Below are 15316 nucleotides of genomic sequence, written 5' to 3'. Positions count from 1 at the left end.
GCCGGGCATGGCCCGGCGCTACCCCCATGTCCGCCGGACCTGGCCCGGCGGATCGGTATTTCAACGGGTCTTCAACACCTTCAACAGCGCGGCGTTGAACTGCTTTGGATCCTGCACCTGCGGTGAGTGCCCCAGCCCGGCGAACTCGACCAGGGTTGCGCCGGGAATCGCGGCGGCGGCGGCCTTGCCCAGCGTGGGGTAGTTGCCCAGCGTGGCCTTCAGTTCCGGCGAGGCGCGGTCGCGGCCGATCGCAGTGCGGTCCTTCTGGCCGATGAACAAGGCCGTTGGCACCTGCAGGTGCTTCAGTTCGTAGACCACCGGCTGGTTGAACACCATGTCCGAGGTCAGCGCCTGGCTCCAGGCCACCGCCTGCTTGCCCGCGCCTTCGTACATGCCCGACTGCATGCGCGCCCAGTGCTCGTAAGCAGGCTTCCACTGGCCGTCGTAGTACACGTCCAGCTGGTAGCGGCGGATGCTGTCATAGCTGCTCTTCAGTTCGCCGGCATACCACTCGTCGACGCTGCGCCACGGCACGCCCAAAGCCTTCCAGTCTTCCAGGCCGATCGGATTGACCAGCGACAGGCTGCGCAGCTCCTGCGGGTACATCAGCGCGTAGCGGATGGCGAGCATGCCGCCCATCGAGTGGCCGACCAGGTGCACCGGCTGGTCGCCCAGCTGCAGCTGCTGCAGCAGCGCGTGGGTGTTGGCGGCCAGTTGGCCGAACGAGTATTGATAGCGCTGGGGCTTGCTGGCCTTGCAGAAGCCCACCTGGTCCGGTGCGATCACCCGGTAGCCGGCGGCCACCAACGGTGCGATGGTCTGCTGCCAGGTGGCCGCGCAGAAGTTCTTGCCGTGCAGCAGCACGACGACGCCGATCGCCTTCTTCTTCGGCGTGACGTCCAGGTAGGTCATTTCCAGCGGCTGGCCCTGCGACTGCAGGGCGAAGGTCTTCACCGGATAGCCGTAATCAAAGCCTTCCAGGCGCGCGCCGTAGGTCGGTGGCGGCGCGGCCAGGGCGGACAACGGCAGGCAGGCAAGCAGGGCGGCGGCGATCACGCGCATGGGGCAGTCCGGGGCAGGGGAACCCCGAGCCTAACCGCAAGACGGTGATGGTGTCGCCAGCCGGGGGGTAGAGTCGACCGTTCGTCCGCGCAACCCCGCCGTGCCGGCACCGCCAGCCCTCAGCACTCGATGACGTTCACCGCCAGGCCACCGCGGCTGGTTTCCTTGTACTTGTCCTGCATGTCGCGGCCGGTATCGCGCATGGTCTTGATGACCTTGTCCAGCGAGACCTTGTGCTTGCCGTCGCCGCGCATGGCCATGCGCGAGGCGTTGATCGCCTTCACAGCGCCCATCGCGTTGCGCTCGATGCACGGAATCTGCACCAGGCCGCCGATCGGGTCGCAGGTCAGGCCGAGGTTGTGTTCCATGCCGATTTCCGCGGCGTTCTCGATCTGGCTGGGGTTGCCGCCCAGCGCGGCCACCAGGCCGCCGGCGGCCATCGAGCAGGCCACGCCCACTTCGCCCTGGCAGCCGACTTCGGCGCCGGAGATCGAGGCGTTTTCCTTGTACAGGATGCCGATCGCCGCCGAGGTCAGCAGGAAGTCGAACACGCGCTGCTCGTTCGCGCCCGGGCAGAAACGGTCGAAGTAATGCAGCACCGCCGGCAGCACGCCGGCCGCCCCGTTGGTTGGTGCGGTGACCACGCGGCCACCGGCAGCGTTCTCTTCGTTCACCGCCAGTGCGTACAGGTTGACCCAGTCCAGCGTGGTCAGCGGGTCGCGCATCGCCGCTTCCGGCTTGGACGACAGCTCGCGGTACAGCGCCGGTGCGCGGCGGCCCACCTTCAGGCCGCCTGGCAGCACGCCTTCCTCGCGGATGCCGCGTGCCACGCACGACTGCATCGCGCTCCAGATCTCGCGCAGCTGGGCACGGATCTCGTCCTCGCTGCGCCAGCATTTTTCGTTCTCGAACATCAGCTGGGCAATGCTCAGGCCGCTACGTGCAGTTTGTGCCAGCAGTTCGTCACCGCTCTTGAACGGGTAGGGCAGCGGGGTTTCATCGGGAACGATGCGGTCATCGGCCGCGTCGTCCTGGTTGACCACGAAGCCGCCACCCACGGAGTAGTAATCGCGGGTGGCGATCACTTCGTCCTCGGCGTTGTACGCGGTGAAGCGCATGCCATTGGTGTGGTACGGCAGCTTCTGACGCTTGTTCATGCCGAGGTCGCGCTTCTCGTCGAAGGCGATCTCGTGCTGGCCCATCAGCTGGATGCGCTTGCTGCTGCGGATGCGCTCCAGGGTGGCCGGGATGATGTCCGGGTCGATCAGGTTCGGACGCTGGCCTTCCAGGCCAAGCAGGATCGCCTTGTCGGTACCGTGGCCGCGGCCGGTCAGCGCCAGCGAGCCGTAGACGTCGGCGCGGATGCGCGCCACTTCGTGCAACCGGCCCGGGTCGAGCAGCCAGCGGTGGATGAAGCGCTCGGCGGCCTTCATCGGCCCGACGGTGTGCGAGGAACTCGGACCAATGCCGATCTTGAAAACGTCGAACGTGCTGACAGCCATGGTTGCCGTACTGCGGGTACCGGAAGAGACCGCTATTCTAGCGGTTCATGCCGCAACCGATGGCTGCGGCGCAGCATTTCCAGCAAGGGGGCCAGACCGGTGTTGACCCTGTTCCAGCGTGACGATTGCCACCTGTGCGACATGGCCCTGGCCGAGCTGGCCAAGGCGCGGGCGCCGGAGTTCGAATCCGTGTTTCTGGACGACCAGCCCGGGCTGGAAGCGCGCTATGGCGCGCGGGTGCCGGTACTGCGTGACGAAGCCGGCGACCGCGAGCTGGACTGGCCATTCGATGCGGCAGGTGTGCAGGCCTGGCTGGCAGCCGGGTGAACCCGTCGGGCATGGCCCGGCGGCCGATGCGGTCGCGGCACACGCGGCGGACGCGGCAGCCGAGCATGGCTCGGCTCTACAGGAGGCGGCCGGGGCGGTGCCCCGGCCCATGGCTCATTTCGCGTCGAACTTCACGATCGTGCTGATCGAGGTCTCGTCCGGGATGGTCTTGGTGTCGACCCAGTCGCCGCCGCCCACGCCGAAGTCCAAGCGCTTGACCGTCGCCTTGCCGGTCAGCACCGGTTGGGTGCCCGGCTTCCAGGTGAAGGTGAGGGTGACCGGCTTGCTGACGCCGCGCAGTTCCAAGGTGCCGTCGGCGGCGTACTGGTCGTTGCCCACGGCGCGGAAGCCCTTGGCGGTGTAGTGCGCGGTGGCGAACTTGCCGACGTTGAAGAAGTCCGCGCCCTGCAGGGTCGAGTCACGGTCGCTGTTGCCGCTCCTGGCGCCGGCCAGCGGAATCACCACGTCCAGCGAACCGGCGGCCGGATTGGCCGGGTCGAAGCTGAGCTTGGTGGCAAAGCCCGGGAAGCTGCCGGTGAACACTTCGCCGTCGTACTTGGTGGCGAACACCAGGATCGAGCCGGCGCCGGGGGCCTGCGCGTAATCGGCGGCCAGCACCGGGGCGGTGGCAAGCATACCGGCGAGGGCGGCGGCCACGGCGGCCGGGGTGGTCAGTTTCAGGGTCATCGGTCAGTCCTTCTGGGGGGAGGCGAGCCAGCCGCGCGGCAACATCCGCGACAGGGTGGCATCACGCTGGAACAGGTGGTGGTAGAAGGCAGCGCCGGCATGGGCCAGCACCACCGCGATCAACAGCCAGAAACCGTATTCGTGGATGGCATGGGACACCGCGACGGTCTGCGGGTCGGGGCCGCTCAGCTTGGGCACGTTGACCAGGCCGAACCAGCGGAACGGACGCAGGCCGCTGGCCGAGTCGTACAGCCAGCCGGACAGCGGGATGGCAAACATCAGCACGTAGAGCAGCACGTGGGTGGCGCTGGCGATGCGTTCCTGCCAGCTGGGCACGCCCGGTACCGGCTTCGGCGCGCCGGCATACAGGCGCCAGCCCAGGCGGAACAGCACCAGGGCCAGCACGGTGATGCCGATCGACTTGTGCGCGGTGTAGACCCAGAAGTACTTCGGGGTCTTCGGCAGTTCACCCATGGTCAGGCCGACGATGCCCAGGGCAAGGATGAGCAGGGCGATCAACCAGTGCAGAGTCTGGCTGACACTGCCCCAGGCGGCGGGAGTGTTCTTGGCGGTCATCGGGAATCCTTGGGGGCCGTCGTGCTGTCGGAGTGGGAATCAGGGGCGGGAGTTCCCGGGGCATCGCTGCGGTCGAACGCCGCTTCGGCCTCGATCCTCACCTCTACGGCATCACCGATCACGCCCGGCCATGCGGTGATGCCGAAGGCGCGGCGGCTGAGCGTGGTGGTGGCCGAGAAGCCGACGGTGCGGCGGAACGGCGGTAGCGGATAGCGCTTGACCGCGTTGAGGGTGACATCCAGTACCACCGGTTGGCTGACGCCGCGCAGGGTGAGGGTGCCGGTCACTCTGGCGTGCTTGTCATCGACCGGCTCGACATCGCTGGAGACAAAGCGTGCGGTCGGGAACCGCTCGCCATCCAGCAGGCTGCGGGCCAGAGTGGCCTGGTTCCACTTGTCGTCACCGAGGTCCAATCGCGACACGGGAATCTCGACATCGAGCGTCGCTTCCCGCCAATTGTCGGGATCGAACCGCAATTGCCCCGCACTGCCGGAGATCGTGCCCATCGCCTGGGAGTAGCCGGCATGGTCGATGGAAAACAGCACGCGGGTGTGCACCGGGTCGATGCGCCAGGCATCGTTGCCGGCCCACGCCGGGGCAGCGGCAAGCAGCAGGGGCAGCAGGACCAGGCAGAAACGCATCGGCGACGGGCTCGGCGGAAAGGTGGCTCGATCATACGCACAGCCCCCGCACTGCGCTGTGTGCATGGCTGCAACAGTTCGTGGTGGCAATGCCGCTGGAAACGGCCTGTTGCAGCGATGAACGCGGCCCTGTGTGACAATCGGTGCAGGACAGGGGGTTCAGGATGAAGAGCGGCTGGCGCCGGTACTGGCGGTGCATCGCAGGGGCAGGTCTGTTGCTGATGGCATTGGCCAGCTCGGCGGCGGCATTGGACATGGCAGGTGAAACACCGCGCCTGCGCCGGTTCGGCGCGGCCGAAGGTTTGCCCTCGCGCATGGTCCTGGCCTTGGCCGAAGACCGCAGTGGGCACATCTGGGCGGCCACCGACGGCGGGCTGGCGCGCTACGACGGCGGCACCCTGCGGGTCTGGCAGCACGATCCGGACCAGCCCGGTTCGCTGCCGGGCAACGAAATCGAGACGTTGCTGGTCGATCCGTTCGACCGCATCTGGGTCGGCATCAACGGCAAGGGCGTGGCCCGGCTGGATGTGGATCGCGAGCGCTTCACCTCCTTCGATACGCTGAACAACCAATGCCAGGGCCAGGCCTGGACCCTGGCCTATGCCGAGGATGCGCTGTGGGTCGGCAGCAGTACCCATGGCGTCTGTCGCCTCGGCGAGGACGGCAGCCTGCGCTTCTTCCGGCAGGCGCCGGGCGGGCTGCCCAGCGACACCATCTACAGCAGCCTGGTCGATGCGCAGGGACGTCTGTGGTTGGGGACCGAGGCGGGCGTGGCACGCTGGAATGGCACCGCATTCGAAACGGTGGCCGCGCGTGCACTGGGTGCCGTCAGCGTGCTGCGGCTGAGCCGCGACGCCGAGGGCGCGATCTGGATCGGTACCCAGAACGATGGCCTGTACCGGATCGATGCGCAGGACCGGGTCAGCCGGCCGGGGTGGGCCGACAGTGCCCAGCTGCGCTCGGCCATGGTGCTGGCCGACCGCCAGGGGGGCTACTGGGCCGGCACGTCCGATGGCCTGCTGCGCGGCGACGCCCGCCAGCTGCGGCGGCTGGAAGGTGACCGTGGCAGTGGTTTCCTGACCCGCCATAGCGGCGTGCTGGATCTGCTGCAGGACCACGAAGGTGGCATGTGGGTGGCCCTGCTGACCCAGGGCCTGGCCTACCTGCCACCGGACTGGCGGCGCTTTTCCACCTGGTACCAGCTGGACGGCCGGCCGCTGGACAGCCAGTACCTGCTCAGTGCGGCCAGCGATGGCCACAGCTATTTCATCGGCTCGGCCCATGGTGTCTACCAGATCAACGCGCAGGGCACGTTGAGCCTGCTGGCCAGCGACCAGCAGCTTGGCAGTGGTGCGGTGTGGTCGGTGCTGCCGCGGCCGGATGGCACGTTGTGGCTGGGGCGCGCCGGACGCCTCAGCGTCTACGACCCGGCCCGGCGTACGCTGCGTGACTGGCCCATCGCTGGAGGATCCGACCTGCGCCAGCGTATCGACCTGATGCGGCAGGCCCCGGATGGCACGGTGTGGGTGTCAGTGATGAATTTCGGCCTGCAGCAGCGCAGCGCCGATGGTCGCGTGCTGCGCAGCATCGAGCTGGGGGCATTGCGTGGCGAAGGCGATGCACCGGTGGAGCAGATCCGCTTCGATGCGCGCGGCCAGGCCTGGCTGGTCGGGGCGATGGGCATCTGGCGGGAGCAGGCCGACCGCTTCGTTGCCGTGCCGGGGGTGTCGCAGGGGCAGATCTTCGATCTGGTCTGGATCGATCCGCAGCAGCTGTGGCTGGCACGGCAGGGCGCATTCGAACGCTACCAGTGGGATGGCCTGGGCCTGCGCCTGATCCAGCGCGTCGACGCCACCCACGGCATGCCGCCGGTCAGCATGGGCGGCCTGGCGTTGGCTGCCGATGGCCGGTTGTGGGCGACCACGCCGCGCGGGCTGCTGCGCTGGGACCCGCAGACGCGGCGCGTGCAGCAGTTCAACGAACGCGATGGGCTGCCCGACGCGGAGTTCACCGGCCGGCCGCCGGCCATCGGCGCCGATGGCCGGGTACTGGCGGTGACCCAGACCGGGCTGGTCGGCTTCGATCCCAACGCAGCGGACGTGGAACTGCCACCTTCGCAGCTGGTGATCGCGCAGGTGCGTGTGCGCCGCGACGACGCGCGCGGCTGGCAGCCGCTGCCGTCCAACGGCACGTTGCTGCTGGGCCCGGATGATCGGGATCTGCAGATCGATGCGCGCCTGCTGTCCTATGCCAATCCGCAGGGCAACCGCTACCGGTTCCGCGTCGAAGGATATGACCAGAACTGGGTGGAGCAGGGCGGCGATGGCCAGCGCACGCTGTCACGGCTGCCGCCCGGGCTGTACGCGATCGAGGTGCAGGCGGCCACCGCCAGTGGCGCGTGGACGGCCTCGCAGCGGCTGCAGGTCAAGGTGCTGCCACCCTGGTGGCGCAGCGGCATGGCCATCTTCGGCTACCTGATGCTGGGCTCGCTGTTGCTGCTGGTGCTGGTGTGGTCGATCCGCCGGCGCCTGCGGCGGCGCCAGCAGTGGCAGTTGACCGTGCACAAGCAGCAGCTGGCAGAACAGGCCTCGCAGGCCAAGAGCCGCTTCCTGGCCACGCTGGGCCATGAGGTGCGCACGCCGATGACCGGGGTGCTGGGCATGAGCGAGCTGCTGCTGGCCACCGAACTGGACCCGGTGCAGCGCGGCTACGCCGGCTCGATCCAGCAGGCTGGCAGCCACCTGCTGCGGCTGGTGAATGACGCTCTGGATCTGGCCCGCATCGAAGCGGGCCGGCTGGAGCTGGATATCCGCCCGTTCGATCTGAACGGCCTGCTCGACCAGGTGCAGGCGCTGATGCAGCCGATGGCGCAGCAGCGGCAGCTGGTGTTCCGGCGCGAGGATGCGCTGCCGGGGCCGATCAGTGTCAGCGGCGATGAAATGCGGGTGCGGCAGATCCTGCTGAACCTGCTCGGCAACGCGGTCAAGTTCACCGATCGCGGTCATGTGGGTCTGGGCGCGCAGCTGGAGGACGGTGGCGCTGCGGTGACCTTCGAGGTCAGCGACAGCGGCCCGGGCATCGACACCGAGCAGCAGCGCCGGTTGTTCCACCGTTTCGAACAGGCCGATGGGCCGCGCACCGCCTCGCGCTATGGCGGCAGTGGGCTGGGCCTGGCGATCTGCCAGGAACTGGCGGTCGCGATGGGCGGGCGCATCGACGTGGACAGCCAGCCAGGCAAGGGCGCGCGCTTCCGCGTGCGGGTTCCCCTGCCCTGGGCCCGGCAGGCGGCGCCACCGCCGCAGAACGAGACCGCGCTGCGCCCGGTGCCGGCCCTGCTGCCATCGCTTCGCATCCTGCTGGTGGAGGACGATGTCACCGTGGCCGAGGTCATCGCCGGCCTGCTGCGCGCACGGGGGCACCAGGTGGTGCACGTGCTGCATGGGCTGGCGGCGCTGTCGGAGATCGCCACCGAGGGCTTCGACGTCGGTCTGCTCGACCTGGACCTGCCGGCGCTGGATGGCACCGCCATCGCCCGCCAGCTGCGCGCGCTGGGCTATGAGCTGCCCCTGGTAGCGGTGACCGCGCGCTCGGATGCGTATGCCGAAACCCAGGTGCTGGCCGCTGGTTTCGACGGTTTCCTGCGCAAGCCGGTGACCGGTGACCTGCTGGTGTCGGCGATCCAGCAGGCCCGGGCAAAACGCGAGGTGGATGTCTGATCGTGTCACTAAGTGGCGTGAATGCCCCGCATTCGGTTTACCATGCCGACGCCGCGCAACGCGGGGTCCATCAACAGGCAGCGTTAGGAGGCAATCGGTGGCGTATCTGCGGGCGGTGACGCTGCTGCTGATCCTGCTGTGCGTCCTGGCGCCCGCCGCCGCACAGCCGGTGCCGCCGACGCCGCGGCAGGTGACCGTCTTCGACGGCCTGCCATCCAATACCGTCAACCGCATGGCCGAAGACCGTTACGGCTACCTGTGGATCGCCACCAATGACGGCCTGGCCCGCTATGACGGGCGTAACTACCGTGTCTGGCGCTCCGAGGACGGGCTGCGCGACAACCGCATCTGGACGGTCCTGGTCGATGCCCATAACGAGTTGTGGATCGGCACCGAGAACGCCGGCGTGGTGCGGATGTCGGCCGATCGCCGGCAGCTGCGTTTCTACGACCGCAGCAGCCAGCCGCTGATGGCCAGCAACACGGTGTGGAGCCTGGCCTCCACACCGGACGGTGCCATCTGGTTTGGCACCTATGGCGGCGGCCTGTACCGGCTTGACGCGCAGGAGCGCCTGCAGCGTTTCCTGCCCGAAAAGGACAACCCGCGCAGCGTGCCGGCCGCCTCGGTGCCTTACCTGGCCACCCTGGCCGACGGCAGTCTCTGGGTGGGGACCAAGCATGGTGTCGCGCGTTGGACCGGGACGGATTTCGAGCGGATCGATGCAGCCAAGACCGGTGGTCCGCTGGTCAACGGCCTGACCGCCGAAGCGGATGGCAGCCTGTGGATCAGCACGGTGTCCGGTGCCACGGTGCGGCGCCCCGACGGCCATTTCGAGACGCCGCCCTGGTCGCTGCCGGCGGGCGACCAGGTGCTGGGCATGATGCTGCGCGATGAACAGGGCGGCCACTGGCTTGACACCCGCAGCGGCCTCGGGCGCGCGGTCAACGGGCAGTTCCAGACCGTGCCGCTGTACAGCGCCGTGGCCCGTGGCCAGGTGCGGCCGAACTGGACCGGTGCCTATGAGGACCGTGAGGGCGGCATCTGGCTGGCCAGCACCAATGCCGGGCTGTGGCACCTGCTGCCACGCTGGTGGCAGTTCTCGGTGTTCTCGCGGCTGGAGGACGATCCGTCGTCGCTGCGCAATGCCTACGTGCTGGGCACCAGCCCCTCGGCCAATGGCGGGGTATGGACGGTGGGCGGCCACGGTGCGCTGGACCGGTTCGACCCGGCCAACGGTGACATCGAACAGCACCGCACCTTCCTCAATGGCATGCACTGGTTGACCTCGGTGCATGAGGATCCGCGCGGACAGGTCTGGGTCGGTTCGACCGACGCGCTGCTGCGCTATGACCCACGCAGTGGCGCGCTGCGGCGCTGGGACCGCGACAGCGGCGCCGATGCCACGATGGAAGGCAACATCGATGCGATGGTGACCTGTGACGGCGAGCGCCTGTGGGTGATGCTGGCGTCGGGACTGCAGCAGCGCGACCTTGACGGCCATCTGCGCCGGCAGCTGGAAAATGGCCGCGACGGTCTGCAGGCCGGCCAGCTCAACATGGACATCGAATGCGGGCCGCAGGACCGGATCTGGCTGGCCAGCAGCCGTGGCCTGCTGCAGTGGCAGCCCGACGCGCAGCGGTTCCAGCCGGTGCCCGGTGCACCGGCCACGCCGGTCTATGCCGTCGACGTCCGCGCCGATGGACAGGTGTGGCTGTCCGAGGACGGGCGCCTGTCGCGCTACCACTGGCGCAACGGGCGCCTTGAACGGCAGGCGGTGATCGGCAGTGAGCAGGGATACCCGGCCATCGCCGCGACCGGTCTGGTGATCGATGCACAGGGGGTCGCCTGGGCGTCCGGTGCCCGCGGACTGGTACGGGTAAGCGCTGATGGCCAGAGCGTGCGCCTGTACGGCGTGCATGACGGCCTGCCGAGCCAGGAGTTCCGCGACCACACCCTGATCGCCACCCCGACCGGACGGCTGGTGGCCGGCACGCCGGCCGGCGTGGTCGCTTTCGATCCAAGCCTGGTGCGTCCCTCGACGCGACGTGCCCCGCTGGTGATCGAGCGGGTGGAAGTGCGCCGCAACGAGCAGGTTCTGGACCTGACCCATGACACACCGCTGCAGATCGCCGATGGTGATCGCGACCTGCGGATCGTCGCACGCCTGCTGTCCTTCGCCGATTCGGCATCCAACAGCTACCGCTACCGGTTGGCCGGCTACGACCCGGACTGGGTGGAAGTAGGACCGGCCGGTGAACGCCTGTTCTCGCGCCTGCCACCGGGTGCATACCGGCTGGAAGTGCAGGCGCGGTCGGCCGACCACGTGTGGTCGCGCGTGGAGACCCTGGAATTCCATGTACAGCCGCCGTGGTGGCGCAGCCTGTCCGGTGTGCTGGTGCTGGCCTCGATCGCGCTGCTGCTGACCAGCTGGTTTGCGTGGCTGTACCGGCGCCGCCTGCAGCGCAAGCATGCCTATCAGCTGGCCCTGCACAAGCAGGAACTGGCCGAACAGGCCTCCGCTGCGAAGACGCGGTTCCTGGCCAATCTGGGCCACGAGATACGTACGCCGATGACCGGCGTGCTGGGCATGAGCGAACTGCTGCTGGCGTCGCCGCTGGACCCGCAGCAGCGCGGATACACGCAGTCGATCCGCCATGCCGGCGAGCACCTGCTGCACCTGGTGAACGATGCGCTGGACCTGGCCCGGATCGAATCGGGGCGGCTGGAGCTGCAATCGCAGCCGTTCGCATTGAACGGCCTGCTGCACGACCTGGCCGCGCTGATGGGGCCGCTGGCGGCACAGAAAGGCCTGCGCTTCGTGCTGGACAACCAGCTGCCGCCGGGCCTGCAGGCCACGGGCGATGCGATGCGGGTGCGGCAGATCCTGCTGAACCTGCTGTCCAATGCAGTGAAGTTCACCAGCCGCGGCACCATCACCCTGCACGCACGTTGCGAGGAAGGTCCACGCGGGCTGCACTTCGAAGTGCGCGACACCGGCCCGGGCATCAGCCAGGAACAGCAGCAGCGACTGTTCCGCCGCTTCGAGCAGGCCGATGGCGCACGCACGGCCGCGCAGTACGGTGGCAGCGGCCTGGGACTGGCGATCTGCCGCGAGCTGGCGCAGGCCATGCAGGGCAGGATCCGGGTGGAGAGCCAACTGGGCAGCGGCACCCGCTTCGAAGTCAGCCTGCCGCTGCCCCTGCAGCAGGACGGCGCGGGCCAGGCCGATGAATCGACGCGGGGTGATGATGCGGTGGCAAACATGCCGTCGTTGCACGTGTTGCTGGTGGAAGACGATGTGACCGTGGCCGATGTGGTGGTCGGCCTGTTGGGCGCACGCGGCCACACGGTGGTGCATGCCGGCCACGCGCTGGCGGCGCTGCGCGAGATCAGCGCGGGTGATTTCGACGTTGGCCTGCTGGACCTGGATCTGCCGGGCCTGAGCGGTTTCGAGCTGGCCCAGCACCTGCGCAACCAGGGCTACATGCTGCCGCTGCTGGCGGTGACCGCGCGGACCGATGCGGACCTGCAGCAGCAGGTGGAGGCGGCGGGCATCAACGGGTTCCTGCGCAAGCCGGTGACCGGTGAGCTGCTGGTTGAAGCGATCGCGCGGGTACTTGGGCGGTAGGTTTCTTTGCAGGGCTTGCAGCCCTGCACCTGCTTCAAGCCAGGGCAACGTCAACGTCAACGTCAAACGCCTGCATTCCGTGGGATGGCGGGGTGGGTCCGGTTGAGGGGGACGCCGTAAACCCATCCATGGGGGCTTGGTCGCGCCATCCATGGCGCTCACACCCCCTCAACCGGACCCACCCCGCCTTCGACAGATTTCTGCGATCCGTTGGAACGGCGTTCTGCTTTGGTGGGTGCCGACCGTTGGTCGGCACGGGGTCTGTCGGAATGGCGATCTGCTGGGGTAGGTGTCGACCTTGGTCGACACCGTAGATCCACGCCATGCGTGGATGAATTGATTCGATATCTGACAGAAAAATCGTGTCGACCAAGGTCGACACCTACCAAAAGCCGCGCATCGCCGTTACCAACAGACGCGGGAACCTGTCAGAGGTGGGGCGGCGTGTCCTGCAAGCCGACAGTGCCCCGCCATCCCACGGAATGCCGCTTCGCTTTTGACGTTGATTGAAGCTTCTGCAGGTGCAGGGCGCAGCCCTGCCGGAAAAAACCTACTCCGCGACCGACTCGACCTGCCGCGGTTCCGGCCTCGTATCCGGCAGCTGCCAGAAAATCATCGTCGAAGTCAGCGTGATCGCACCCACGCAGATGAACGTCGCATGCAGCGCCGCCGTCGCACCATGGCCTTCCAGGTGCGTGCCGAACGCCGCCAGCAGGCTGCCGGCCGCCGCCGCGCCGAAGCCGGCCGCCAGCATCATCACCATCGACAGCAGGCTGTTGCCGGAACTGGCGTACTCGCGGTCCAGGTCACGCAGGGTCACGGTGTTCATCACGGTGAACTGCAGCGAATTGACCGCACCGAAGAACGCCAGCTGCAGCAGGCGCCAGACCAGGTGCTGGCCTGGGTCCATCAGGATGAAACTGGCCATTGCAAAGCCCACCAGCACGGTGTTGATCATCAGCACGCGGCGGTAGCCGTAGCGTTCGACCAGTTTCACGGCCAGCTGCTTGGACACCATGCCTGCTGCGGCCACCGGCACCATCATCAGGCCCGCGTGCATCGGGCCCAGGCCGAGGCCGACCTGCAGCAGCAGCGGGATCAGCATCGGCATGGCGCTGCTGCCGATGCGCGAGAACAGGTTGCCGAGGATGCCGATGCGGTAGCTCGGCACGCGGAACAGGGCCAGCGAGAACAGCGGCGCGGTGGAATTGGCCGCGTGCAGCCAGTAGCCAACCAGCGCGGCCAGGCCGGCCACGGTCATCAGCATGATCAGTGCGTGCGGCGTGCCCAGGCCGGAGATGCCGTCCAGCGCCAGCGACAGCACCACCATCGCGAAGGCCAGCATGATGTAGCCGCGCAGGTCGAAGCGGGTGCGGTGGCTGGCGTAGTGGTCGGGCATGATCTTCATCGCAGCGATGAAACCGATCACGCCGATCGGCAGGTTGATCAGGAACACCCAGTGCCACGAGGCGATTTCCACCAGCCAGCCGCCGAGGGTGGGGCCGATCAGCGGGCCGACCAGGGCGGGGATGGCGATGAAGCTCATCGCGCGCAGGAAATCCTCGCGTGGCACCGAGCGCATCACTGCCAGGCGGCCGACCGGCAGCAGCATCGCGCCACCGATGCCCTGCAGCACGCGCGCGCCCACCAGCTGGTGCAGGTGCTGGGCCAGCGCGCAGGCCAGCGACCCGAGGGTGAACAGGATGATCGCCACCAGGAAGGTGCGGCGGGTGCCGTAGCGGTCGGCGATCCACCCCGAGGCCGGGATGAAGGTGGCCACGGCCAAGGCATAGCTGAACACCACCGACTGCATCTGCAGCGGGCTTTCGCCCAGGCTCTTGGCCATCGCCGGCAGTGCCGTGTTGACGATGGTGGAATCGAGCATCTGCATGAAGATGGCCAGTGAAACCAGCCACAGCAGGGGGCGGAAGCGGGCGTACTCGGCAGGCGATGCGGGGGTGTCGGGTGCGGGTGCGCCTGCGGGCGAAGGTTCGGACATGGCGTGGGGGCCGGTGCAGCGTGGGGCTGCCATGATCGCGCAATGCAGGTCACGGCGCGATCAATGCCGCGCCGTGACGTGTTCCCCGCTTGCTTCAGCGCTGGCTGTGTGAGTGCACCGCGTCGACCAGCACCTGCACGTGCGCCGGGTCCATGTCCGGCGACATGCCATGGCCGAGGTTGAACACATGGCCCTCGCGCGAACCGCCGTTGCCGGCCGCATAGGTGTCGAGCACGCGCGCGGCGGCGGCAGCGATGGCGTCGGGCGAGGCGTACAGCGTGGTCGGGTCGAGGTTGCCCTGCAGGGCAACGCGGCCGCCGGTGCGGCGCAGGGCCTCGTCCAGATCCAGCGTCCAGTCCAGGCCCAGCGCATCGGCGCCGGTCTGCGACAGTGCTTCCAGGTGCAGGCCGGTGCCCTTGCCGAACAGGATCAGTGGCGTGCGCTCGCTGCCTTCGCCGCGTTCCAGGCCTTCGGCGATGCGCTGCAGGTAGCGCAGCGAGAACTCGCGGTACATCGCCGGCGACAGCACGCCGCCCCAGGTGTCGAACACCTGCAGGGCCTGCGCGCCGGCCGCGCGCTGCGCGCCCAGGTAGGCGATCACCGCATCGGTGGTCACCTCCAGCAGGCGGTGCAGGGCCTGCGGGTGGTTCAGCGCCATCGCCTTGATGCGCGCGAAATCCTTGCTGCCGCCGCCTTCCACCATGTAGCAGGCCAGCGTCCACGGGCTGCCGGAGAAGCCGATCAGCGGCACCTGGCCGTCCAGTTCGCGGCGGATCAGGCGCACTGCGTCCATCACATAGCCCAGGTCCTGTTCCATGTCCGGCACGGCCACCCTGGCGATGGCGGCTTCATCGCGCACCGGGTGGCGGAACTTCGGGCCTTCGCCTTCGACGAAATACAGCTCCAGGCCCATCGCATCGGGAATGGTGAGGATGTCCGAGAACAGGATGGCCGCGTCCAGCGGGAAGCGGCGCAGCGGCTGCAGGGTGATTTCGCAGGCGATCTCCGGATTCTTGGCCATGGCCAGGAAACTGCCGGCCTTGGCCCGGGTCGCGCGGTACTCCGGCAGGTAGCGACCGGCCTGGCGCATCAGCCAGACGGGGGTGCAGTCCACCGGTTCGCGGCGCAGGGCGCGCAGCAGGCGATCGTTGCGGAGGGGGCTGGTCACGATGGGCATT

General features: G+C 68.3%; 10 protein-coding genes. 3 read left to right on the top strand and 7 right to left on the bottom strand.

All coding sequences use genetic code 11. The features are described from left to right. Positions 1 to 60: 60 nt before the first annotated feature. On the bottom strand, positions 61 to 1062 hold the full coding sequence (locus VER16_RS10670) for an alpha/beta hydrolase (protein WP_324807939.1): 1002 nt from the start codon (positions 1060 to 1062) through the stop codon (positions 61 to 63). A gap of 119 nt (positions 1063 to 1181) precedes the next feature. Then, positions 1182 to 2564: an L-serine ammonia-lyase gene (locus tag VER16_RS10665; RefSeq protein ID WP_010482751.1), complete on the bottom strand. Its 1383-nt coding sequence runs from the start codon at positions 2562 to 2564 to the stop codon at positions 1182 to 1184. A 99-nt stretch (positions 2565 to 2663) separates the two neighbouring features. Here VER16_RS10665 and VER16_RS10660 point away from each other — a divergent pair, with 99 nt between their 5' ends. Then, positions 2664 to 2891 carry a glutaredoxin family protein gene (locus VER16_RS10660; protein WP_324807937.1) on the top strand — a complete coding sequence of 76 codons (228 nt, stop codon included), beginning with the start codon at positions 2664 to 2666 and terminating at the stop codon, positions 2889 to 2891. Between the two features lie 114 nt (positions 2892 to 3005). On the opposite strand, the gene VER16_RS10655 is transcribed toward VER16_RS10660, so the two are convergent. Genes VER16_RS10655 through VER16_RS10645 form a run of 3 tightly spaced genes read right to left on the bottom strand, consistent with a single transcriptional unit; the run spans position 3006 to position 4795 of the window. Further along, complete coding sequence (locus VER16_RS10655) at positions 3006 to 3578, bottom strand: YceI family protein (RefSeq protein WP_324807935.1); 573 nt, start codon at positions 3576 to 3578, stop codon at positions 3006 to 3008. A 3-nt stretch (positions 3579 to 3581) separates the two neighbouring features. Further along, positions 3582 to 4154, bottom strand: coding sequence for a cytochrome b (locus VER16_RS10650; protein WP_324807933.1), 573 nt, complete (start codon positions 4152 to 4154; stop codon positions 3582 to 3584). Further along, on the bottom strand, positions 4151 to 4795 hold the full coding sequence (locus VER16_RS10645; protein ID WP_324807932.1) for a YceI family protein: 645 nt from the start codon (positions 4793 to 4795) through the stop codon (positions 4151 to 4153). The genes VER16_RS10650 and VER16_RS10645 overlap by 4 nt, the downstream gene beginning before the upstream one ends. Before the next feature lie 164 nt (positions 4796 to 4959). On the opposite strand from VER16_RS10645, the gene VER16_RS10640 reads away from it, so the two are divergent. Further along, positions 4960 to 8511 carry a hybrid sensor histidine kinase/response regulator gene (locus VER16_RS10640; protein ID WP_324807930.1) on the top strand — a complete coding sequence of 1184 codons (3552 nt, stop codon included), beginning with the start codon at positions 4960 to 4962 and terminating at the stop codon, positions 8509 to 8511. A gap of 97 nt (positions 8512 to 8608) precedes the next feature. Then, positions 8609 to 12139 carry a hybrid sensor histidine kinase/response regulator gene (locus VER16_RS10635; RefSeq protein WP_324807928.1) on the top strand — a complete coding sequence of 1177 codons (3531 nt, stop codon included), beginning with the start codon at positions 8609 to 8611 and terminating at the stop codon, positions 12137 to 12139. A gap of 550 nt (positions 12140 to 12689) precedes the next feature. On the opposite strand, the gene mdtD is transcribed toward VER16_RS10635, so the two are convergent. Together mdtD and hemE are read right to left on the bottom strand one after the other, a co-directional pair. Next, positions 12690 to 14138 carry a multidrug transporter subunit MdtD gene (mdtD, locus tag VER16_RS10630; protein WP_324807926.1) on the bottom strand — a complete coding sequence of 483 codons (1449 nt, stop codon included), beginning with the start codon at positions 14136 to 14138 and terminating at the stop codon, positions 12690 to 12692. Positions 14139 to 14232: 94 nt separating this feature from the next. Beyond that, positions 14233 to 15315 (bottom strand): uroporphyrinogen decarboxylase, encoded by a 1083-nt coding sequence (hemE, locus tag VER16_RS10625; protein ID WP_324807924.1) that lies wholly within the window; start codon positions 15313 to 15315, stop codon positions 14233 to 14235. Position 15316 lies beyond the last annotated feature (1 nt).

It is taken from the genome of Stenotrophomonas sp., from assembly GCF_035634915.1.
Taxonomy (GTDB): Bacteria; Pseudomonadota; Gammaproteobacteria; order Xanthomonadales; family Xanthomonadaceae; genus Stenotrophomonas.
The sequence above is the reverse complement of the archived record's forward strand: the minus strand, read 5'-3'. Positions and strand labels throughout refer to the sequence as shown.

Excerpts from the sequence above, each read along its gene's own strand:
- VER16_RS10665 (WP_010482751.1), bottom strand. The coding sequence starts at position 2,564 with ATGGCTGTCAGCACGTTCGACGTTTTCAAGATCGGCATTGGTCCGAGT.
- VER16_RS10655 (WP_324807935.1), bottom strand. The coding sequence starts at position 3,578 with ATGACCCTGAAACTGACCACCCCGGCCGCCGTGGCCGCCGCCCTCGCC.
- VER16_RS10645 (WP_324807932.1), bottom strand. The coding sequence starts at position 4,795 with ATGCGTTTCTGCCTGGTCCTGCTGCCCCTGCTGCTTGCCGCTGCCCCG.
- VER16_RS10650 (WP_324807933.1), bottom strand. The coding sequence starts at position 4,154 with ATGACCGCCAAGAACACTCCCGCCGCCTGGGGCAGTGTCAGCCAGACT.
- VER16_RS10640 (WP_324807930.1), top strand. The coding sequence starts at position 4,960 with ATGAAGAGCGGCTGGCGCCGGTACTGGCGGTGCATCGCAGGGGCAGGT.
- mdtD (WP_324807926.1), bottom strand. The coding sequence starts at position 14,138 with ATGTCCGAACCTTCGCCCGCAGGCGCACCCGCACCCGACACCCCCGCA.
- hemE (WP_324807924.1), bottom strand. The coding sequence starts at position 15,315 with ATGCCCATCGTGACCAGCCCCCTCCGCAACGATCGCCTGCTGCGCGCC.
- VER16_RS10670 (WP_324807939.1), bottom strand. The coding sequence starts at position 1,062 with ATGCGCGTGATCGCCGCCGCCCTGCTTGCCTGCCTGCCGTTGTCCGCC.